Here is a 20309-nt window from a genome sequence, read left to right on the forward strand (position 1 = left end):
CTTACGCGCGGAAGACGCGGCTTTCGGTGGTATTGGTGAATTGGGCGATCAAGGCAGGATTGGCTTTTTTGAGTGCAGTGGTATCCACGCGCTGTGCACTCTGGCTTTTCCAGCTACACAGCTTCTTGCCATTGTCATCGAGCAGTACTTCGGCGTGTTCACCCATGAAGGATTTGATCTGCATGTCGAGCCCGCCAATGCGTTTGCCGCCGACCAAGGGACCATAGGCTTCGGTCTCCAGCGCACTGATTTGCTCCTTGAGGGTTTTAAACTGGCGGAAGACATCCACGATTTCCGGGGTGGCGGTGATTTTGCTGCCGTTGTCCTTGCCATATAGGGCTTCCAAATCCTGCACAGTCTGTGCTTGCGGTGGCTCGTCAGCAATGACATGGTTAAACCAGAAATCGGTGAGGCGTTTCACCACGACGTCCGCCAGCTGCTGGTTCCAGGTCATGGTATAGATACGGAAATCATTGCCGCCAATGAGCACGGCCAAATCCCACTCGCGCTTATCAAGCACGATCATGTAATGAAGCTCCTGCAGCATGTAAGGCTCCGGAACGTCATCATCTGCCTGAAACAGCGAGACGCTGCCGTTGGCCGTTTGGTAGACATTGCCTTTGCCCCACTGGTCCCGGGCCGTCCATTTGTCGGCGGTCTTGCATTCAAGGCCTTTGTCGGCCCCTACGATGTAGCGGTCAATGTTGGCGCGTAACCAGGGCATCGACTTGTGCACGAATGGGTGGCGACGCTTCTGGACTTTCTGGCCGGTGCGGTGGGCGTATTCTTTGGCCACCACGTCTTCCAGTTCAATGCCGAAGTGAACGCGCTGGTTATCTGAGAGGTCGTCCGGTGTTTTGCGTCCGGTTTTCTCCTGCCATACGTCAAAGGCGGTACGGTAGGGGTTCAGGCCGAGGATGGCGGCGACATCACTGCCACCGATACCCAGACGGCGTTCAAGGTGAAAGCGTGCTTCTTCACTGATAGCACTGAGGTCAGTATCAGCCAGGACATTGGCGACGTATTCGCGGTGCTGGCTGTTTCGGCGGATAGCTAACGTGTTCATTTAAAATACCTCCATGGCATCTTGATGGGCGTCAATGCGCGCGGCCAGTGCGGTTTCGGCAATCTCTTCGGCGATGGCATAGGCGGCATCTCTGAGTAGGGCGGAAAGCTGTTCAGCTGCAGAGGGATGACAGGTCAGGGCGAGCGTACAGACGGTCACGAAAGTATCTTGTTCAATGGCCTTGGCCATGACGTCATCAAAATCATAGGTCTGGTTTCCGCAACGGTAGGCTTGCTGCTGCAGTAAGATGTCAGCAATCTCTTCGACCGTGTCGTCGAGGGCGTCTCTGCGCGCATCCAGATGGTTCTGAACAGCGAGATAACGGTTGATGTCCTGTTGGAGAATGCAGGTTGAGATAGTCATGGTGTTGTCCTGTTCTGCGTGGTCACAAAACAAGATTAACTGCAGTTATCAAATATAACTGTATTGGTTATGAGAAATAACGACAGAACAGCAGGACGAAAAAAAGCCCCGGTTATTTTTCCAGGGCTTATGGTTAAAATACTTAACTTTGAGACAGGTTGTTATCGTGGCAGTAACACTGAGTACCAGAAAACACGGCCGATGACCTCAATGTCCTGTTTCTCCGCCGCGCTATAGTCTTCGGCTGGATAGTCCTCACTGTTATAGCTCTTCAGGCGAATGCCGCCACCAGGGAGGTTCTGCAGGATTTTCACGCGTAGCAATCCGCCATGGTTGATGGCATAGATAGAGCCGTCAACGATGCGGGCTTTGTCGCCGGTATCAATCCCAACGGTGGCTTTATCCGGCAGCACGGGCTCCATGCTATTACCAGACACATTGACACAGACGGCGTTCGCTTTTTCTACACCAAGCCTTCTTAAAGTCGACTTTGAAAAGCGCAGCTTAGGGCCATTATTCTCCGCGTCCGTAAAGCTCCCATTTCCTGCACTGAGTTCGATACTGGTATAGAAGGGCAGCTCGGCCTCTTCTTCTGATAGTGGTGTCTGGCTGTCCCAGGTTTCGACACCGCGCCATTGTGCCTCTCCCATGTCCCCGACTTCGTTATTGCTGCCAAGCCAGGCAGGGTCGCACTCCAGCGCGGTGGCCAGTTCATTGATCTTCGAAGTTTGCTTGGTTTTTCCGCTGACCAGTTTGTGCACAGCCACTTGGGAAATACCTATCCGCTCGGACAACTCTCGTTGGTTGATGTCCAAGGCAAACATTCTTTCTTTGATTTTGTTCGCTAACGTACTCATATGGTTAAACTTATAACCAAAGTTAAGTTAATTCAACCTTTATTCAGGTTGACATACGGTTTATCGTGGTTAAATTTAATAACCAATTCCTCGTTAATCTATAACTGGAGGCGGTTATGCTCAAGCAAGATGTCATCAACCACTTCGGTCGCCAGCGCCTGATTGCAGACACGCTCAGGATCAGCCAGGCGGCCGTTTCTCGTTGGGGCGAAATCATTCCCGAAAAACAAGCCCTGCGACTCGAATACCTCACCCAAGGCGCGCTCGTCTATGACCCCACGCTCTACAAAAAGGTACTGCACCCTGAGCCCGCTGTGAACGTTTAACCGAAGAAGGGATAAACCTATGGACCATCTCGATACGGCCGTTTATAGCACGGTCCACGATTCGCCCATCCCTGCCAGACAAATCGCCCAGCAACTGGGTATGTCTCACCAGGTCCTTATCAACAAAGCCAATCCACAATCCGATTCCCACAAGCTGTCTTTACGTGAAGCCTTGGCTGTCCAGCTCATCACTGGTAACTACCGCATCCTTGAAGCGATGACTACTGAGCTTGACCTGCACAAAGCAGAAGAGCAGCGCACCGCTTCCTTGTTGGAGTCTGTCCTCAAAGCCACGGCTGAGCACGGTGATGTGGTGAAAGTCATCCAAGATGCGCTGGAAGACGGGGTGTTTTCCCTGCGTGAGCGCGAGAAGTGCCAGCAGGAAGTGGATGAAGCCATCAAAGCCTTGGAGACTTTACGCAAAGCGATTGTGGTGGAGCCACTGAGGAGAGTGTCCCATGGCTGAGGTCGTCGCTTTTCACCGCACTGCCAGCCCAGATGACGGCTTTTACCGGGTGGCGAATCAACTGGGATTGGCATTGTGCCGCGTGCATTTGTCCAACCGCGAAAGCCGTCTGGTTCATGCCGTCATGATGAAAACCTATGGGTTCAATAAATCCATGGACTGGATTTGTAACGCCCAGCTTTGTGAGTTAACGGGCATTGATGCCAAGAACATCAGCAGGGTCAAAAAGGCGCTGGTCGCCCGTCAGATTTTGCTGGTCGATGGCAACAAACTCGGCCTCAATCCAGTGACTGATGAGTGGCAATACGCGCCACCACCGCCCATCGAAAACCGTCAGAAACCTACGAAAAAACCGTCAACCCTGACGGCCATTAAAACCGTCAATCCTGACGGTGCTGACCGTCAGCCCCGACGGCGCCAACCGTCAAAACGCGACATTTCAACCGTCAGCCCTGACGACCACAATAGACAAGACACTATTACAATAGACAGGTTTACAAAAGACAGCGCGCGTGAGCCACGCGCCAAACGCGCCACGTCACCGCCTGACACCTTCGATGTGTCAACGGCCCTTTTCGACTGGGCAAAACAAAACGCCATTGAGGTCGATCTCTCTCAGGAGACCGAGCGCTTTCTGGATTACCACCGTGCCAAGGGTTCCACATTCCGTGACTGGACAGCAGCATGGCGGAACTGGATGCGCAATGCCAAACGTTTTGCCAAACCCCAACAGCGACCCGCCAAGGATGCCCCGTTCACCGGCCTGTTCAGCAAGGAAATCCAAGAGTGGATTGATGCCCCTGATGCGTCACCCATCAGCGATGCACGTCGTGAGGCCTTGATGTCTGGAGTGATTGAGCATGAACCTTTCTGAGAAAACCCTGTTTGCTGAAATACTCTGCCTGACCTCAAGCCTGTACATGCGGGAGCCCTTGTCCCGTCCCATGCTGGGGATTTACTGGCAAGCGCTGCGTGACTATGACCTCGAGGACGTGCGCCGGGCGCTGGACATGCATGTGCGCAACCCTGATACGGGCCAGTTCTTTCCCAAGCCTGCCGATGTGATCCGCCAGCTCGATGGCAACACCCAGACCCGGGGAGAGCAAGCGTGGAGCAAGTTAGCCGGTGCCATCCAATCGGTGGGGGCATGGCAATCCGTGGTGTTTGACGATGCGCTGATCCATCAGGTGGTGATGGAAATGGGGGGCTGGGTGACGTTTTGCCACACCGACATGAGTGAGCTGCCATACCGCCACAATGAGTTCGTCAGGCGGTACCAGAGCTACACGAACAAACCGCCCTCAGAGTACCCGAAGAAGCTCATCGGCATAAGCGAAGCCAACAACACCCAAAGTGGGCACCCGGTTGATGCGCCCATGGTGATTGGGGAGGTGGCCAAAGCCAAGCTGGTTTATCAGGGGGGCCAGAAAGACGTCGGTAAGCCGCGGCAGCTCTCGCTAGAGGAACTTAGCGATAACGTGGTGAGGCTCAAACATGAGCGCCCTTGAAGCTGAGCTGGCCTTCCAACTGACTGCCCTTGGGCTGCCAGAGCCAGAGCGTGAATACAGCTTTCACCCGACCCGTCGCTGGCGGTTTGATTTTGCCTGGCCTGCCTTGGGGTTGGCGGTGGAAGTCGAGGGCGGGGGATGGACCGGGGGAAGGCATACCCGCGGCAAGGGCTTTGAGCAGGACATGACCAAGTATTCTGAAGCGATGAAGCGGGGTTGGACGGTGTACCGATGTGATCGTCGGTTGATCCAATCGGGTGAAGCTGTCGACGCTATCTTGCAGATTTATAAGCGATTATCCGATGCGCGAGCACCGTCGTTAAGTCGCGTTAAGTGACCGAATAACGTAACAAAAAGGATCGTTCCATGAGTGTGTTACATGAAATTGCGGAAGTAATTGGGGCCGCCGCTGCGGTAAGACTGGGGCAGGCCATGGGCGGGGCAAGGGTGTACGTGCCCCAGACGCTAAAACCCGACCATCCCCTAGTGCTGATACTGGGGCGGGAAACAGCAGAAAAGCTCAGTTATTACTACGGCGGGGACACGTTTGATGTGCCGAGCAAGGTGCTTTACCGCCATGTCCGTGATGCGCTTATCCGCGATGCCTACCACAGCATGCCACCGGGGGAGGGGAACCGGGCCGATATCCTCGCGCGGGAGTACGGCATATCCCGGCGGCATGTGATGAATATTGTGAGGGGTTAGGTGAAAAGAAGCTTGGCTAAGGGCCTCTATATTCCCTTGGAGTAATTGGTCCCCAATCTATTTCTACCTCTTCAGTTGGGGCCGGAATAATTAAACCGCACTCTAGGTGTGGATCCCTATACGGATTGTTCCATGAATATATCCCAGCATTAAGCTCATTGCAGGTTATTAGTGTAGCATCATGCTCGAGGGGTAAATCTTCCAATGCAAAACTGTCGTCGTCGTCATAGCTCCGAAAATCAGCACCTTGGAGTTTTGCTTCTCTTAGTCTAACTCCAGTAAGGTTGGCATTGTGAAACTTCGCCCCACGAAGATCAGCCCCCCAAAAAACAGCGTTTTCAAGATTTGCTCTAGAGAAATCGACATTTCTTAGATCTGCTCCTGTAAAATCGACTTCTGAAAAATTTGCATCGACTAGGAGAGCATTCTTTAGTGTTGCTTTGTTTAGTGAAGAACCAGAGAAGTTAGTATTTCTGAGGTTAGCATTTTCAAGATTTGCATAGTAGAGCTGCGCTTTGATTAAGCTTGAGCCGACTAAATCGGCTTTCGGAATATAGACGTTGTTGAGATAGACACCTATAAATTCGCTGGATTCGGACAATGCAACAGGTTGTAGGTTAATGCTTCTCAAGGGCTCTCCATTTGTGACCAAGTACTCAAGTGCCTCACGTTTTCCGCTATTTCCTGGAGCTTTAGTAGTTAACAATTGCCATGCATTAATCCTTCTTTGTTCATTAGCCAAATCCCTGTCTATTTCTCTTTGTTCTTTTTCTTCAAAAAAACTCCACAACGCAAATATGAGTAAGAATGAGCTGAGGGCGGAGGCGATCTTGACCATATGCCAAGAATCTAAGCTGTTTGCGATGTCGTGAAGTAGGCCCGGGTACCTTTGGGCTTTGGCCTTCCTGTACTGCCGATATCCTCTTCCTACATGTTTCTTCATTGCAAATTATCTTCGTCAGCTGTAAGTCCAGGGATAGGAGCTCCGCAAGCAAGTTCGGGGCCTCGGTCAGCGAGTTCCCAGTTTTTGGCCTTTCTTAGTTGGTCGCATGTGGACTCATCAGTGAGCGTATTTTCGTCAACCGTAAAGTCGTTGGAAATTAAAATTGCATTTTCTAAGTTCGCGTTACTCAAGTTCGTAGAAATCAATTTGGCATTAAAAAATAAGGTATTGTTCATGTTTGCATCTTGTAAACTTACCTCTGACAAATTAGTTTCGAATAGTGATGCGCCTGATAAATCTACAGCAGTTAAATCCGCTCCAGTTAAGTCTGCGCCAGAAAAGTCTGTGAAAGCTAGGTCGGCGTTCCTCAAGTCAGATAGCCTAAGATCTGCCTTTCTAAGATTTGAATTCGCCAGTCTTGAGTACGAAAAATTTGTCCTGTAAAGGAAGGACCCCTGCAGATCCGCTTGAGATAGATCTGCGCCCGCAAAATTGGAAAACGCTAGGTTGGTGTTTGGTAAATTTAGTTTTTGCAGGAAAACGCCAAAACCAGCTTCTCTTTTAAAGGAGGTTTCTAGTGTCTTTTGGGCTAAATTTATGCCTCTTAGAGATGAACCAGCTTTTTTGAGTAACTCTAAAGCGAATTTCCCTGTATCCCCTGGAGCACCGATTGCGATAAGTTGCCAAGCATTTACGACTCTTTGTTCATTCCTTTCTTGTTTTTCTTCCTCTTTAACTGACAAATCTTGAATGTATGCAATTAACGTTAATACCAACAGAAATGAAGTCATTGCAGCAAATATCCGCGTAATATGAAGGTTATCAAGCCAATCCGCAAAGCGGTGAAGCTGCAGCGAGATATATCGTAACCAAGCCTTGTAATCCCAACTCATCGGAATGACCTGCTCTAAAGAGGTGAAACGGTTCACCTAAACCATCAACAACAAAGCAGGCATTTTCGGGTCATGAATCGTCTTTTATGGCCTGCATCTATGACCTATAAGTTGGGCAGCCGCTCACGTCAACGCCTTGAGGGTCTCCATCCACACCTCGTCCAAGTGGTGAAACATGCGATAACTATCAGTGACATAGATTTCACGGTGTTGGAAGGGCTTCGCTCGACCCGCCGTCAACGCCAGTTGGTCCAGCAAGGGGCCTCACAGACCCTGCGAAGCCGTCACCTTACGGGTCATGCCGTGGATTTGGGGGCATGGGTGGGGGATGAGCTTCGCTGGGACTGGCCGCTCTATCATCGTATCGCTGACGCCATGAAAACCGCCGCCAATGAGCTGGGTATCCCACTGGAGTGGGGTGGCGACTGGGTCCGCTTCCCCGATGGTCCGCATTTCCAACTGCCCTGGCACGCCTATCCGCTGGAGGTGCATTGATGTCTGTCTGGAACCTTTTGTCCGGGCTCGTAGCACCGGTGACCAACCTCGTTGATGAGCTTCACACCAGTGATGAAGAGCGTCTGGCTATTAAAGCCAAGATGTTTGAGATGCAAATGACCCTCGCGACCCAGGTGATGGACTATGAAGCCCGCTTGATGGAGGCCAAAACGCAGGTCATCACCGCGGAAGCACAAGGGGAAAGCTGGCTGCAGCGTTCCTGGCGGCCTATCACCATGTTGTCATTTCTTGGGTTGGTCATTGCTGACAGCTTCGGGGTGTTGGCCTTTCGTCTGGCCCCGCAGGCCTGGACGCTCCTGCAGATAGGCTTGGGCGGTTATGTCGTTGGCCGTAGTGTTGAAAAGGTCATGCCGTCCGTCAAAAACCTGTTACCCGGAGAGCGAGCGTGATGGAAAAGCTCAATGTGGGCATCAACTATGGCGCCTCAGCGGTCACCGTGATTGCCGGCCTCACCATCAATGAGTGGGTGGCATTGGGTGGATTGTTGATTGGTTTGGCGACGCTCGCCACTAACCTCTGGTACAAGCGCGAGGCCCTCAAACTGCAGAAACGGGAGCGCCACGATGACACCGATTGATTGGCTCTCCATTGAAACCGAATTTCGCAAAGGCATCGAATCGAACCGCAAAATCGGTGACCGGTTCGGTGTCTCTGAAGCGTCTATCCGCCGCCGGGCCAAGAAATATGGCTGGGTGCGTGATGGCGCCACCATCAAGCGTGAACGGGTCAAAGCCCACTTTGCCGGGAAGGCAGAGCCGGACATTGTCGGTCAACCCAAAGCGGTGGCGGAAGCCATCATGGAAGCGGCTGACGAAGACATCCGTGACATGGACATGGGGCTGCAGAACGCCCGTCTTGCGCTGCAGCTGGTCAGCAAAACCCTGCGCAGCATCAAGATGGACGAGCGCTCCATCCGCATGCTGATGCTGGATGCCAAAAACCTCAAGTTGCTGACCGACACCAACCGCACCAACATCGACATCATCCGCCGTATCCGTGGGCTCGATGACCCGAACCGCAAAGACGATGACATGACGGAAACCGAACTGGATGCCCGGATTGCGGAGCTCAGCAAGAAGCTATGAGTGGCGCGGCCAACAAGCGAGAACTGCTTTCCCTGTTGGAGAAAAAGCGGGCATTGAGGGCACGTTATTCCCTCGATGCCTATTGCCGCAGCATCACCATTCCCGGAGCCCCGCTCAATGACGAGGACGACTGTGACGAGTTCTACCCGGACACCGTAGTCCCAGCCCGTCACCACCAGTTAATCAACGAGGCGCTCGAGAAGGTGGAAGCGGGGGACATCAAGCGCCTGATGGTCTTCATGCCCCCGGGCTCTGCCAAGTCCACCTATGGCAGCGTGGTGTTTCCCACCTGGTATATGGGCAAGAACCCGGGCAAGCAAATCATCTCAACCTCCTACGCCTCCAACCTGGCGTGGAAGTTCTCCCGAAAGTGCCGCCAAATCTGCAAAAGCCCCGAGTACGAACATATCTTTGGCAGTGCCCTGACCCCGGACAACAAGGCCGTGGAAGCCTGGTCACTCACCAACCATGCCGGTTACATGGCCGGTGGGGTGTTGTCGGGCATCACGGGTAACCGCGCCGATGGCCTGATTAACGATGACCCCATCAAAGGGCGGGAGCAGGCTGACAGTGAGGTCATCCGGGACAAGACCTGGGAAGCCTACAAATCCGATTTGCGTACCCGTCTCAAGCCCAACGGTTTCATCATCTGGATATTGACCCGTTGGCACGAAGATGACCCCGTGGGCCGTATCCTGCCCAAGAACTACAGCGGCCAGTCAGGATGGATTGAAGCGCAGGATGGCGAGCAGTGGTATGTCATTTCCCTGCAGGCCGAGTGTGAGCGCGACGATGACCCGCTTGGGCGTGACCGCGGCGAGTTTCTCTGGACCGACTGGTTTTCCCCCACGTTCTGGCGTCAGGAAAAACGCTCACAGGGGACCCGTAACTGGGAAGCCTTATACCAGCAGCGTCCTGCTCCGTCGGAAGGCGGCATCATCAAACGTGCCTGGGTGAAACGCTACCGTGTACCGCCTGCACATCCCATCCGTATCGTGCACAGCTGGGACACGGCCAACAAGGCCAAGGAAATCAATGACCCGTCGGTCTGTACCGTCTGGGCAGAAACCAAATTGGCGTTTTACCTGCTGTATGTGTGGCGGGACCGGGTGGAGTACCCGGCGTTGCGGTCGATGGCGAAAAGCATTGCCCGCAAATACCCGCCCCATGCGGTTCTGATTGAGGACAAGGCCAGTGGCCAGCAATTGATCCAGGACTTGCGCGCAGAGACGCGTTTGCCGGTGATACCGATCGAGCCTGAAAACGACAAAATCATCCGCCTCTCCTCAGAATCCCCCAAGTTTGAGGCCGGTACCGTGTTCTTTCCCGAGGAGGCCGAGTGGCTGCCTGACTATGAGCGGGAGCTGTTCAGCTGTCCGTTGAGTGACACCTTTGACCAGGTGGACAGCACCAGCCAGTTCCTTCGCTGGGCGGGGAACAGTGTGGAGCACTACGACTACCAGCGCGTGAGCGGCGGTGGCAATAGCTTTAAGCGGGAGGGCGTATGGTGAAGACTCAGACATTGAACCGGGAGATTGCCGGCCCAACGGCCATCCGAAATCCATGGGGCAGTGGCTCCGCAGCCAGTGGCCTGACACCCGCCCGCCTGGCAGCGATTTTACAGGCGGCATCGGAAGGGGATTTGGAGGCCTATTTAACGCTCGCCGAAGAGATGGAGGAGCGCGATCCGCATTACTCGAGCGTGATGCGGACGCGAAAGCTTGCTGTGGCGGGGTTGCCGGTCAACATTGAGGCCGGGGGCGAAGACAGCCACGCGGAAAAACTCGCGGATGCCGTGAGGGCACTGACCGAGGCGCCCGAATTCGGGGAGTTGGTCGACAATGCGCTCGATGCCCTGGGCAAAGGCTTCAGCGTCAATGAAATCATGTGGGACCGCAGCGGGCGGCAATGGACACCCAGTGCTTACCTGTGGCGTGACCCGCGTTACTTCCAGTTCAACCAAAAACGCCCTGATGAACTGCGCCTGCAGGATGAACGGGACCCGGTGGATGGCATCGTGTTGCCGCCGTACAAGTTTGTCATTCACAAACCGCGGATGAAATCAGGCCTGCTGCTGCGCGGCGGGTTGGCCCGTCTGGTGGCGTTTTCCTATGTCTGCAAGATGTATGGACTCAAAGACTGGCTGGGCTTTCTGGAAATCTATGGCATTCCGCTGCGCCTCGGGAAATACGGGCCTGGGGCGAACGAGGAGGACAAAGCGGTACTCAAATCGGCCGTGGCCAATATTGGCTCGGACGCAGCAGCCATCTTGCCCGATTCAATGGTGATTGAGTTTGAGCAAATCGCGCAGGCCTCTGGGGCGTCTGACGTGTTTGCCCGTTTGGTGGAATGGATAGACCGGCAGGTCTCCAAGGCGGTGCTCGGACAGACCGCCACCACCGAAGGCACCCCCGGCAAGCTGGGGAACGAGGATGCGCAGGATGCGGTAAGGCAAGACCTCATTGAAGCGGATGCGCGTCAGCTGTCGAATACCCTGAACCGTGACCTTATCCGGCCGTTCATTGACCTCAACTTTGGTCCCCAGAAGGTGTACCCCAAGGTCGTCATCGCCATCCCTGAAAAGGAAGACATTGACGCACTGGCCACCAATCTCGAAAAGCTGGTGCCGCTGGGGCTGAAAGTCTCGGCGCAGGAAGTGCGTGCCAAGTTGGGGCTGTCCGAGCCTGCCAGTGATGCCGATTTGCTGGGTGTACCAACTGCCCCTGAGCCTGAGCCAACGAAACCTGACGAGACGGAGCAGGCAGAGAACCACCGCAAAGCCCTGAACCGTGCCACGCCGGATGACATCGACCAGATAGCCCAAATGATGCTGGATGACTGGGAGGGCGCGCAGCGCATTACGGACCCCATCCTTGAGGCGGTGAAAAGTGCCAACAGCTATGAAGAGGTGCTGGCGCTGCTGCCCCAACTGCTGTCAAACGCCGACCCGACCTTACTGACCCATAGCCTTGCCAACGCAGGCCTCATGGCCTTTGGGGAGGGCCGGGAAGGGGACGAATGATTGTCCCGGCCACACCGCCTGTGCCTGAAGAGGCCCTGGCATATCTGAGCAGCAAAGGGTATGCGGTTGCCTGGCATTGGGATGAGGTGTGGAAAGAGGAGCATGCCCGCGCCTTCACCGCCGCGAAAGCCATGACACAGGACCTGCTGATGGATATCCACGAAGCGGTCACGGTCGCGCTGGCCCAGGGCAAAACCCTTGAACGTTTTAAGGCAGAGCTTGAGCCGAAACTGGCCAAACGCGGCTGGCTGGGAAGGGCGCTGATGCCGGATGGCTCTGTGGTGGAACTCGGCACGCCACGCCGTCTCAAACTCATCTACGACACCAACCTCAGAACCTCCCGCGCGGCCGGACAATGGGCCCGTATTGATAGCCACAAAGCCGTGCTGCCTTACCTGCGTTATGGGTTGGGCCCGTCTAAAGAACACCGTGAGGACCACGTGCAATGGGAAGGGTTGGTTTTGCCGGTGGATGACCTGTTCTGGGACACGCACATGCCGCCCAATGGGTTTGGCTGCCGGTGTCGCGTGCGGCAGCTGACGGCTGATGAAGCCAAAAAGCGCGGTATCTCTGAGTCCCCAGACCTTCGCCATACCACCTGGACCCACAAACGCACCGGGGAAGTGATGGAGGTCCCGGAAGGGGTAGATCCGGGTTGGGACCATAACCCGGGTAAGGCGAGGGCAAGTGAACGCCAGCGTAGGGATAAGGAGAAAACCCAGGCCTTTGAACAGACCGTCGGTACCGCGGATAAACCGGCGCCTTTACCCCGGCGGGTAGTCCCGAGTGCCCTGTCGACCCTCAAAAACATCGACGGCGAAGACATCAACCGGATTTTGGAGGCCATCCCCGGTGCCGCTGAGCGGATAGACAAATTGCGGACCTTCACCCACACCAAAGGCATGAAAACCCTTATCATCAAACAGGCGGAGATGGGGGAGCGAAACCGGGGCGCCAGCCTTATCCGTGACCGTGTCATCGGGTACCTGGATGAAGAACAGGAACGCTATGGGCGGTACAATTACACTATCCGTAATCCTGCCCGGGTGGGGGGATTTACCGCAGACGTGTTTAACCATGTCGTGGTGAAGGGCAACAGCAAAGTCCGTTTTAGCGAGCGGAACGTGGAGAAGGTGGCGTCTTCGCTCAAGGCCTCGGTGAAAGAAGCCGCTGGGCAGCGGGGACCGGATGACAGCCCTCGCCGGTGGACCCTCGGTACGGGGCTATCTCCTGAAGCGGAGCTTGTGGCAACTTGGGTGCATGAAGTGGGTCATCAGGTGCATTTTTGGGCGGGTGGTGAACGAGCGGAAATGGTGGCAAAGCGATTCTTAAGTCGTTACGCCATGTCAGGCATCTCAATGGGTGACTTTTACGAATACCATGCTGAGCATTTCTGTGCCTGGTTATTCGATAGGGATGCATTCGCAGAGTTTGATCCTGAAGCGGCTGATTACTTTGATAGGCTGATAGATAAAGCGATAGATGGCAAAGAGAGAAAACGTCATGACAGAAGATGAAGCATTAGATAAAGCGCTCAACTACAAGGGAGACCATCGGGGTTATGGAAAATTACTTCTCGAGCTTGAACCTCATATCTCTGGAGACAAATTTGGTTGGCTCTGGGAAGGATTTGTTGCTGCCGCGCCAATAGAGGTCAGAATGGAGGTGGAAGGCGGTGGAGATGAGAATGTCGTGCCGATTCAAAGGTAGATAATTCATATGCAACAATGTTTACTTTTTGCTTTTCTTTGATATATTAATCGCAGTTTACTTAGGTCAGCTATCACTGAGGTTTCAATCGGTTCCGTTGTAGTTGGTCCACTAGTCGCTGTTGTTTGTTTATTGTTGGCAATAACGCTCGTTTATTTCCTAGTAACTTCAATTTCAAAGGTGACTAACATGAAAAAATCCGACACTACAACCAGCTCACTAAATTTGCATCTAGCTTCCGCTTTAATTGGTATTTCAAGCAGCGTAGTGGGCAATACAATGACCGGGTTGACCTAAGTAAACTCCTTATCTTGCTAATCAAACCTTCACCACCTTCCCCCTCTCAAGCACCAGATAGTAAGTCTTCTCCCTAAACACACCGAGCAATGCCGTCCCATAGGGAAAATACTTCCAAGGCCCGCTGCCATCATCTGCTTCTGAATACCCATCAATCGACGTCAGTTTCACGAACTGGGCGTCCTTGTTGAGCTTTTCCCTTTCGACAAAGCCGCCAAAGGGAAAATAGAGCATACCGCCGCTTTTCACCTTCGCAGGCAGGTGCTCTTGATGGGAGATGCACTGAAGAAACGCCTTAGGTGCTGTTATGACCACAGTGACGGCACTGTGTTGGATGCGGATAGCAGGCATTAAAAAATACTGTATGAATGAACAGCATAAAATGTAGCAAGTTTGAGAGGGAGAGGGCAAGGGGGGGAGGTATCGATACCTTACTATTCATCGATGCCAGAACTTAACGCTCTCCGATAGTTTTGTTCTAGTTTTTGATAGTTATTGAAAAACCTTACTTCAAATTCATCAGCCATTTCGGACACCATCTTGTAGTGAGAATCTGGAGCGACAAACTCTCCAACCGGCACGCCGGGACCGCCGATAAGAATTGGAAAGACTTTATCTGGGTCAAAGTTGATAACAATATTAGAGTTCATTTCCAAGTTGGTGTTCGTAAAAAATTCATCTGTGTCTTTTGCCATTTTCTCAGATAAACGAACGGCATTATTGTTGACGATTTTTTGTGCCTCTTCGAGTCTCCTTCGTAGTTCAGTGTACATAAATAGCTTCTTGTCGTGCTTACTTGAATCATCAAACCAAGAGCCATCTTTAACTTCCTGAAAAAGGCTTTCTTTCAACTCAAATTTAATAAAGTTATGGAGCTCGGATAGCGCAGCCAAATTTTGTTGGGTTGCATCAAATCTGGCTTGCCAGACAACCTGCGCTTTGGCATTTTTGAGCTCTAGTTCTTTGAGTTTTTGGTTGGTGTGAGACGTGAATAACAATATTAGCAAGGTTGTAATCAAGCCAGCTACAACGTTGAAAGATAGGGGCAATGTGTAGGTGTTTCTAACTCTTCTATCTTGCTCTCGCGCAAACGCTTCAATTTCTTGGCGAGCTTTTCGAGCTCTGTAGAGGCGAATACTCATCTTATTTCATCCATGATTGGAGTTGCTAGAAAAGCCGGCTAGTTTGAGCCTACAAATACTTTTGACAGGTGGTCATCCAAACACGCTTTACTTGCCGAGATACCGCTGACATCTTTACCTGCAAGGCTTTGATACTCAGAGCCTTGAAGCTGATCTGAAATGACAACTTTCATTGTCTTAGCGTCAATAGAAATAAGCCCTAGGTCGAAAAGGGTGTGGATATCTGAGCGCAGTAACAAGCCATTTTGAACATGGTTAGTTTCCTCACCATTGTAAGGAATGATATGTGCGGCTTCGAGGGCTTGAATGACATTGCATCCAGTGACGACACATGTACTGTTGTATTCAGCCAGGAGGGATTCCCTAAACTTGCGTTGACCTTGCCTTGCTACAATCTGGCGAAGGATGCGTTCACGACCATCTTTATTGTTGGCTGGGGTGTATTCTTCTTCCTCGATAGCATCAATGTTTCCGGCGACATCGGACTCCTTTAGCTTGCCCAATATCACTAGTGTGCGATCTAATGATGCGGTGAGGTGCGTGATGAGTTGAGAGTCGCTGTTCAGCGGATAGAAAAACTCTCTAGGGTTGGCATAGACATCGTTGTAGCGGGTATTTTGACTGCTTCCATCCACGTCTATCGCTAGTGGCTTGCCGCGAAACTTACGCTTTACCGTCCCAATACCTTTGGGGTTTGATTTGGATTCAGCACACCCAACCAGTGCACCGCGGCCAAATTTGTCAAAACACAGGACAACATAAACGCCATTTGAAACGTCCTGGCCTTCAGGAAGAATGGAGACGTGTGTGACAAATGGGAAAAGGGTGGCGCCACGTGACTCTTGAAAACGGAACTTGAAACCACGGTAATCTTTAAACTTAGCCTCCAGCTCATCCCGAAGTCCCACTAAGGCAGATTTGACGGGTTGCACGATGGGATTGTTCGTCTTGATACCTTGACCTGGTGTGGGTGGGTTATCTTGTCTGAACTGGCAAATGGTATTGAAGTTTTCTATCACTGGGCATTCCTGGTCTGCATAAGGTTTTTACGGGTTTCTGTCTCGATTTCTCGATATGCACTGGGTTTTTATACATGCAGTGCTGTATGCATGTCCAGTTAAAATTTACAAGCATTGACCTCAACTATGAGAGTGAAATCTCACTCACACTTCTTATTGATATAGCAAGCAATTAACGATCAAAGTTCCGTGATTGGTACCACATAGGTCCATTCTTGTTCTGACTTGTCGTCCTAGAAGTGCGACTGTAACTGATAACTAAACTGGACAGGGATGCCAAAATGAATTCGGCCACCAAGCTCGCTGCGCTACTTCTGTTTTCCACCTCCGTTTCCGCCGCTGACATCTACTCCCCGTTTTGCCCGTTGGGCTGCCCGGAAGTGAGGGAAGAAAATAACCTCGTCTTCACCCACATCTATGCACTCTCCAACAATCCGACGACCAAGTTTGCGGACTGGACAGCGTATGAGGTGAACGTGCTGAACTTCGGACCTGGGCCGGGTAGGGACTGGATGGAAAATAACCTCATCCCGGATGAAGACAAGCTCGAGGAACGCGACTACGACGGTGCCTATGGGGCGATTGGTATGGAGCGTGGTCACATGACACCACTGGCCGCCTTTGCAGGGAACGAATATTGGTGGGAGACCAATTACATCAGCAATATCGTGCCACAGCATAAGCACCTAAATGGTCGCGCATGGGAAGACCTGGAAGAAGCGGTGCGTCATTCCGTTGAGTACAAAGAGCCGGTGTATGTGGTGACAGGCACGCTTTATGAAAAGATGATGAAGGACATGCCCAATGCCAATGAAGAACATCAGGTTCCTTCAGGTTTCTACAAGCTGATATATGACATCAAAGGGAATGGGGTGGCCTTTGTCATGGAACAGGATATCGAGAAAGGGGGGAAGTACTGCGATACCCAGGTAAAAGTCAGCGACCTAGAAAACCGTCTGGATTACCAGTTGCCGGCCGTGGCGGAGAGTACGGAGATGAAAGGGCGGGTGGGCTGTTAGCTTTCCCCAAAACTTCCCGAATAACAAAGCGCTCATTTACATCGTGTGCACGCATCACACGTAAAGCGGGCGCCTGGATTGGCCTTCACCGGCCAAATCCGCTCTCATCGTCAGTGAGAGCCCTTCACACCTTTCTCCTGCCAACGCTTTGTGTTTGGGCTCTCAAGTCTATCCTGATGCCTACCGCACGTTATCTCCCCGTCACTTTGCACAACATCTCTTGTTCGCTTACGCTGGTTCTCTGGCAGGGAATGTCTATCACCACTACATGATTTTATTGAGGAGGAGTTTTGTGAACAACCTAGCTTATTGGATTCCAAATTGCTCGCATTATATTTCACACATGGTTTATGACATTGATAAGCGTACTTTTACCATTGAGTTGGTAGACAATGTGGAAGACTTCAATCCTCATACTAGGCTCGTATGCGAATCTGTTCGTACTTACAAGGAGAATACCGAGGATGAAACCTACGATGACGATCTTATCGATGGACTCATCGATTTTAATTGGAGTGAAAAGACGAAATCTGTATATGTTCTAACTGAAAAGAAAGAGATCATGCTTGAAGTTGAAAGGCAACCATATGCTAAGAAGGTCTCGCATGAACCTCTCTGAGAACTCTCAGCCATGAAATATAAAAACATAAAGTCGGCAATACACAACTTTGGCTATAGCTATCTGAGCTATGAAAACTATGTTGATGGAGACTTTGTTTTTAGGGAGCTGAAGGCCATTCATGCGAAAGGATATGATATCTCAATTGACTGGCTCTCAAGAACATTTGAACCTCGCCAGTTTTGTAGCAACAGGATTGAAAAGTCTATAGGCTACTGGACTGATTCACTTAGGCAGCATCTTTTAAATCAGAATGTCAGCATAGAGTCTCTTGCGGAGCTGCATCTCAAATGGCCAGCCAAGCAAGGCCCATTTATCCAAGCGATTGATGACCGTAATGTTGAACACAAGAAAGAGATTAAATATCCAAGTTAGCCCATACGCTGCGTAGGCCCATTCAGGACACACCTCATTCTACATAAACAATCTCAAGCTATTGTTTCTATTCACTGCATTCACCTGAAAAATACCTCAAGCCTTTAACTGATTAATCAATAAGCAATCAGCCCTCCATGCGATCAAAATCAAATCTGGATTTATGCACTTTGTGGTACATTCCAGCCAAAAGTTTTAGACAGTGATGGCGTGTTGCTTGCCGAGAAGCGAAGGGCGGTAGCTTGAGTAGTTTTTGCCCCAAAGTGAGCATGACTCTTTCTCTGCTCGGATAATAGCTCCCCCCGATTGGCCTTATTCTTTCTAATCTGAACCGCCTTTTTACTGTTGATAACCACAGCATCATAGAGCTCCAATGCATGTTGATGAAAAATGACATTTTGGAGCTTTTTCACAAATCGACATCTTAAATGATTTAATAAGATATCAAAATCAGATGGTAACGAGCAGTTAAAGTTTAATGCATTGTTATTAAAGGGAAAAACGTCGTATTTAATTCCGACATTTTGTCATCTAAAATACTGTTAAGCTCACAATCTAATCCTTAGAACAAGGAAATTTATGGTCAGCGTTACTTTTGACTCTAATGTATGGGAACAAATCGTCGATGACGACAAGAGATATCAAAGTACGATTTATCAATCTATTTTTGATCGGATTAAGTCGGGGGATATAGAACCTTTTTTCTTTGAGGGTTTGGCAGTTTTAGAGAGTATTCCCAAAAAGGATAGGAAAGAATTTTTCGGCAACTTCAAAGCATCGATTTCCTTTCAGGTTGATGATGATGAACCTCATGTAACTGAAGGTAGTTCTGCACCAGGTCTTACAGATTACCTACAGGAAGTTATTCCCAAAGCTCTAAAGTTAGGGTTCAAGTTTATTCATACTCCAAGAATAGGAGCTCCTTCGCTAAATTTGCCTAATCAATACAAGGCGAAGGATAGTAAATACACGCTGTCAGAGCGTCTTGATAGAACTTTCGACTGTCTTCGATTTATTGAGAGTCTTGGCGCAGGAAAGGCAAGGATTCATGCCAGACTAGATAGTGATAGTAGAAGAGGAATTGTGAATCAAACAAAGGAAGATGAGAGTTTAAGTCAAAAGCAGTATGCGAAGGATGTTGGTGAATGGGTTGATGGTGATGCAATAGCAGGGCATTACGGCTTCGGAGTTGATTATTTTTGTACCAATGACCAGGCAAAAGGGGCTGGATCATCATCCATCTTTCATTCAGATAATTTGTGCAAGCTATCTGAGAAATACGATATAAAGGTTATAAGCCCAGCCGAGCTTTTAGAGCTTATTATAGAAAGTGCCGATAGCTAAGAGCTTAACAAATCAATCAACTTCGCGCCTGTGGCGCCGGACAGCTATAGGCGTGGCTTCGCCACAACGCTGCCGGTTATTGAGGCGTTAGCTGAATGGAGGTTCAGTGATATTATACAAATATGTGGGGCTTTCAGGTGCACGATCTATGATAGATACGTCATCTCTCGGCTTTAGTCGAGTCCATGATTTGAACGATCCTTTTGAGTGCTCAAGCTTAGTGTTTGATGAAGACTCTAGTCTTACTAGCAAACAGATTGCAATGGGGCTTAAAAATTGTGTTTCTACAAAGTTTGGCGTTTTATCGCTTACACGACAACCGCTGAACCCACTTATGTGGTCACATTATGGCGACTCACATAAAGGTGTGGTTATCGGTATTGATGTCGATGTTGCAGGTTTAAATTGCTCTTCAACTTCGTTAATTCCTGCTCAGTATGGAGATGTTCGGTACACGGCTACTCAACCTTCAAATCCAATCGTATTTAATGATTTTAATCGGCTAATGCTCGAAGACTTTGAGCTTGAGTTGTTTGAAGCCCATTCATCGAATTTACTATCGAGAAGTTATTTGTATAAATCACTAGAGTGGGCCTATGAAGAAGAGGTGCGTGTAGTGAAAGACATCCGCTCCTCAACTAAAATTAGCATCCCGAAACGAAAAGAATGTGAGTACAGCAATGACCAAGGTGATTGGAATAAAATCAAAATAGATGGTCGTCCAATTCATTGCTTGAAAATACCACAGAATGCATTTTGTAAAGTCTATCTCGGGCATCATATTTGGAAGAATGTTTCTGAGGGAGGGTTGCCCCAAAATGAACTCGTTAACATATTGGAGAGCTGGTCCTCTAAAGGTATCCAGGTACTCAAGTGTAAACCTGAATACAATTCTTGGTCGTTGACTAGTAATGTGCTTGAAAAATTCAGCCAACACATATGAGCCCTTCTCCGGTTAATAGGCAATAGTTTTCTTCTGGCTGCGTTAGCAGCCAATGCTCTCGAACAACAAAGTCGTCTACTTTGGTTTCCCT

Annotated in this window: 28 protein-coding genes; 19 read left to right on the top strand and 9 right to left on the bottom strand. The window is 50.6% G+C overall.

Features of this window, described 5'->3' with window-relative positions:
* Position 1 precedes the first annotated feature (1 nt).
* The 3 genes from QL223_RS20970 to QL223_RS20980 all read right to left on the bottom strand — a co-directional run bounded on the left by QL223_RS20970 (position 2) and on the right by QL223_RS20980 (position 2286).
* Positions 2-1066, bottom strand: a complete 1065-nt coding sequence (locus QL223_RS20970) for a lambda-exonuclease family protein (protein WP_281545864.1) — start codon at positions 1064-1066, stop codon at positions 2-4.
* Complete coding sequence (locus tag QL223_RS20975) at positions 1067-1429, bottom strand: hypothetical protein (protein ID WP_281545865.1); 363 nt, start codon at positions 1427-1429, stop codon at positions 1067-1069.
* A 161-nt stretch (positions 1430-1590) separates the two neighbouring features.
* Positions 1591-2286: a helix-turn-helix transcriptional regulator gene (locus QL223_RS20980; RefSeq protein ID WP_281545866.1), complete on the bottom strand. Its 696-nt coding sequence runs from the start codon at positions 2284-2286 to the stop codon at positions 1591-1593.
* 116 nt (positions 2287-2402) lie between these two features.
* Between QL223_RS20980 and QL223_RS20985 the strand changes: the two genes are divergently transcribed.
* The 6 genes from QL223_RS20985 to QL223_RS21010 are packed head-to-tail and all read left to right on the top strand — an operon-like array spanning position 2403 to position 5291.
* The gene (locus QL223_RS20985) at positions 2403-2612 is read left to right on the top strand and encodes a Cro/CI family transcriptional regulator (protein ID WP_281545867.1); all 210 of its coding nucleotides are present in this window, start codon (positions 2403-2405) and stop codon (positions 2610-2612) included.
* Positions 2613-2631: 19 nt separating this feature from the next.
* Entirely contained in the window at positions 2632-3078 is a 447-nt protein-coding gene (locus QL223_RS20990) for a phage regulatory CII family protein (RefSeq protein ID WP_281545868.1), read from the top strand.
* A complete protein-coding gene (locus tag QL223_RS20995; RefSeq protein WP_281545869.1) occupies positions 3071-3952 on the top strand; it encodes a replication protein in 882 nt (293 codons plus the stop codon). The genes QL223_RS20990 and QL223_RS20995 overlap by 8 nt, the downstream gene beginning before the upstream one ends.
* Complete coding sequence (locus QL223_RS21000) at positions 3939-4586, top strand: DUF6475 domain-containing protein (RefSeq protein WP_281545870.1); 648 nt, start codon at positions 3939-3941, stop codon at positions 4584-4586. Before QL223_RS20995 ends, QL223_RS21000 begins: the two co-directional genes overlap by 14 nt.
* A complete protein-coding gene (locus tag QL223_RS21005; protein ID WP_281545871.1) occupies positions 4573-4923 on the top strand; it encodes a hypothetical protein in 351 nt (116 codons plus the stop codon). The genes QL223_RS21000 and QL223_RS21005 overlap by 14 nt, the downstream gene beginning before the upstream one ends.
* A 29-nt stretch (positions 4924-4952) precedes the next feature.
* Positions 4953-5291 (top strand): Mor transcription activator family protein, encoded by a 339-nt coding sequence (locus QL223_RS21010; protein ID WP_281545872.1) that lies wholly within the window; start codon positions 4953-4955, stop codon positions 5289-5291.
* Positions 5292-5307: 16 nt separating this feature from the next.
* Here QL223_RS21010 and QL223_RS21015 read toward each other — a convergent pair whose 3' ends face one another.
* Entirely contained in the window at positions 5308-6234 is a 927-nt protein-coding gene (locus QL223_RS21015; protein ID WP_281545873.1) for a pentapeptide repeat-containing protein, read from the bottom strand.
* Positions 6231-7163 (bottom strand): pentapeptide repeat-containing protein, encoded by a 933-nt coding sequence (locus QL223_RS21020; protein ID WP_281545874.1) that lies wholly within the window; start codon positions 7161-7163, stop codon positions 6231-6233. The genes QL223_RS21015 and QL223_RS21020 overlap by 4 nt, the downstream gene beginning before the upstream one ends.
* A 63-nt stretch (positions 7164-7226) precedes the next feature.
* Here QL223_RS21020 and QL223_RS21025 point away from each other — a divergent pair, with 63 nt between their 5' ends.
* The 8 genes from QL223_RS21025 to QL223_RS21060 all read left to right on the top strand — a co-directional run bounded on the left by QL223_RS21025 (position 7227) and on the right by QL223_RS21060 (position 13460).
* Positions 7227-7622, top strand: coding sequence for a M15 family metallopeptidase (locus QL223_RS21025; protein WP_281545875.1), 396 nt, complete (start codon positions 7227-7229; stop codon positions 7620-7622).
* Entirely contained in the window at positions 7622-8032 is a 411-nt protein-coding gene (locus QL223_RS21030; RefSeq protein WP_281545876.1) for a 3TM-type holin, read from the top strand. Before QL223_RS21025 ends, QL223_RS21030 begins: the two co-directional genes overlap by 1 nt.
* The gene (locus tag QL223_RS21035) at positions 8032-8220 is read left to right on the top strand and encodes a phage holin (RefSeq protein ID WP_251875146.1); all 189 of its coding nucleotides are present in this window, start codon (positions 8032-8034) and stop codon (positions 8218-8220) included. The genes QL223_RS21030 and QL223_RS21035 overlap by 1 nt, the downstream gene beginning before the upstream one ends.
* On the top strand, positions 8207-8728 hold the full coding sequence (locus QL223_RS21040; protein ID WP_281545877.1) for a hypothetical protein: 522 nt from the start codon (positions 8207-8209) through the stop codon (positions 8726-8728). Before QL223_RS21035 ends, QL223_RS21040 begins: the two co-directional genes overlap by 14 nt.
* On the top strand, positions 8725-10239 hold the full coding sequence (gene terL / locus QL223_RS21045; RefSeq protein ID WP_281545878.1) for a phage terminase large subunit: 1515 nt from the start codon (positions 8725-8727) through the stop codon (positions 10237-10239). The genes QL223_RS21040 and terL overlap by 4 nt, the downstream gene beginning before the upstream one ends.
* On the top strand, positions 10233-11750 hold the full coding sequence (locus QL223_RS21050) for a DUF935 domain-containing protein (protein ID WP_281545879.1): 1518 nt from the start codon (positions 10233-10235) through the stop codon (positions 11748-11750). The genes terL and QL223_RS21050 overlap by 7 nt, the downstream gene beginning before the upstream one ends.
* A gap of 149 nt (positions 11751-11899) precedes the next feature.
* Entirely contained in the window at positions 11900-13267 is a 1368-nt protein-coding gene (locus QL223_RS21055) for a phage minor head protein (RefSeq protein ID WP_281545916.1), read from the top strand.
* Positions 13254-13460, top strand: a complete 207-nt coding sequence (locus QL223_RS21060) for a hypothetical protein (protein ID WP_281545880.1) — start codon at positions 13254-13256, stop codon at positions 13458-13460. Before QL223_RS21055 ends, QL223_RS21060 begins: the two co-directional genes overlap by 14 nt.
* A gap of 318 nt (positions 13461-13778) precedes the next feature.
* Here QL223_RS21060 and QL223_RS21065 read toward each other — a convergent pair whose 3' ends face one another.
* The 3 genes from QL223_RS21065 to QL223_RS21075 all read right to left on the bottom strand — a co-directional run bounded on the left by QL223_RS21065 (position 13779) and on the right by QL223_RS21075 (position 15918).
* Positions 13779-14108 (bottom strand): hypothetical protein, encoded by a 330-nt coding sequence (locus QL223_RS21065; RefSeq protein ID WP_281545881.1) that lies wholly within the window; start codon positions 14106-14108, stop codon positions 13779-13781.
* 83 nt (positions 14109-14191) lie between these two features.
* Positions 14192-14899 (bottom strand): hypothetical protein, encoded by a 708-nt coding sequence (locus QL223_RS21070; RefSeq protein ID WP_281545882.1) that lies wholly within the window; start codon positions 14897-14899, stop codon positions 14192-14194.
* A 38-nt stretch (positions 14900-14937) separates the two neighbouring features.
* Complete coding sequence (locus tag QL223_RS21075) at positions 14938-15918, bottom strand: HNH endonuclease (RefSeq protein WP_281545883.1); 981 nt, start codon at positions 15916-15918, stop codon at positions 14938-14940.
* A 281-nt stretch (positions 15919-16199) separates the two neighbouring features.
* Here QL223_RS21075 and QL223_RS21080 point away from each other — a divergent pair, with 281 nt between their 5' ends.
* The 3 genes from QL223_RS21080 (at position 16200) to QL223_RS21090 (ending at position 17931) form a co-directional block, all read left to right on the top strand.
* Positions 16200-16937, top strand: coding sequence for a DNA/RNA non-specific endonuclease (locus tag QL223_RS21080; RefSeq protein WP_281545884.1), 738 nt, complete (start codon positions 16200-16202; stop codon positions 16935-16937).
* A gap of 292 nt (positions 16938-17229) precedes the next feature.
* Positions 17230-17556: a hypothetical protein gene (locus QL223_RS21085; protein WP_281545885.1), complete on the top strand. Its 327-nt coding sequence runs from the start codon at positions 17230-17232 to the stop codon at positions 17554-17556.
* Between the two features lie 12 nt (positions 17557-17568).
* The gene (locus tag QL223_RS21090; protein WP_281545886.1) at positions 17569-17931 is read left to right on the top strand and encodes a hypothetical protein; all 363 of its coding nucleotides are present in this window, start codon (positions 17569-17571) and stop codon (positions 17929-17931) included.
* A gap of 161 nt (positions 17932-18092) precedes the next feature.
* Here the strand turns inward: QL223_RS21090 and QL223_RS21095 are convergent, their stop codons facing one another.
* Positions 18093-18344 (bottom strand): hypothetical protein, encoded by a 252-nt coding sequence (locus QL223_RS21095; protein WP_281545887.1) that lies wholly within the window; start codon positions 18342-18344, stop codon positions 18093-18095.
* A 166-nt stretch (positions 18345-18510) separates the two neighbouring features.
* Between QL223_RS21095 and QL223_RS21100 the strand changes: the two genes are divergently transcribed.
* Together QL223_RS21100 and QL223_RS21105 are read left to right on the top strand one after the other, a co-directional pair.
* Entirely contained in the window at positions 18511-19275 is a 765-nt protein-coding gene (locus QL223_RS21100; protein ID WP_281545888.1) for a hypothetical protein, read from the top strand.
* A gap of 148 nt (positions 19276-19423) precedes the next feature.
* Positions 19424-20218 (top strand): DUF2971 domain-containing protein, encoded by a 795-nt coding sequence (locus QL223_RS21105; RefSeq protein ID WP_281545889.1) that lies wholly within the window; start codon positions 19424-19426, stop codon positions 20216-20218.
* Positions 20219-20309 lie beyond the last annotated feature (91 nt).

Source organism: Grimontia sp. SpTr1, from assembly GCF_947387585.1.
Classification (GTDB): Bacteria; Pseudomonadota; Gammaproteobacteria; order Enterobacterales; family Vibrionaceae; genus Enterovibrio; species Enterovibrio indicus.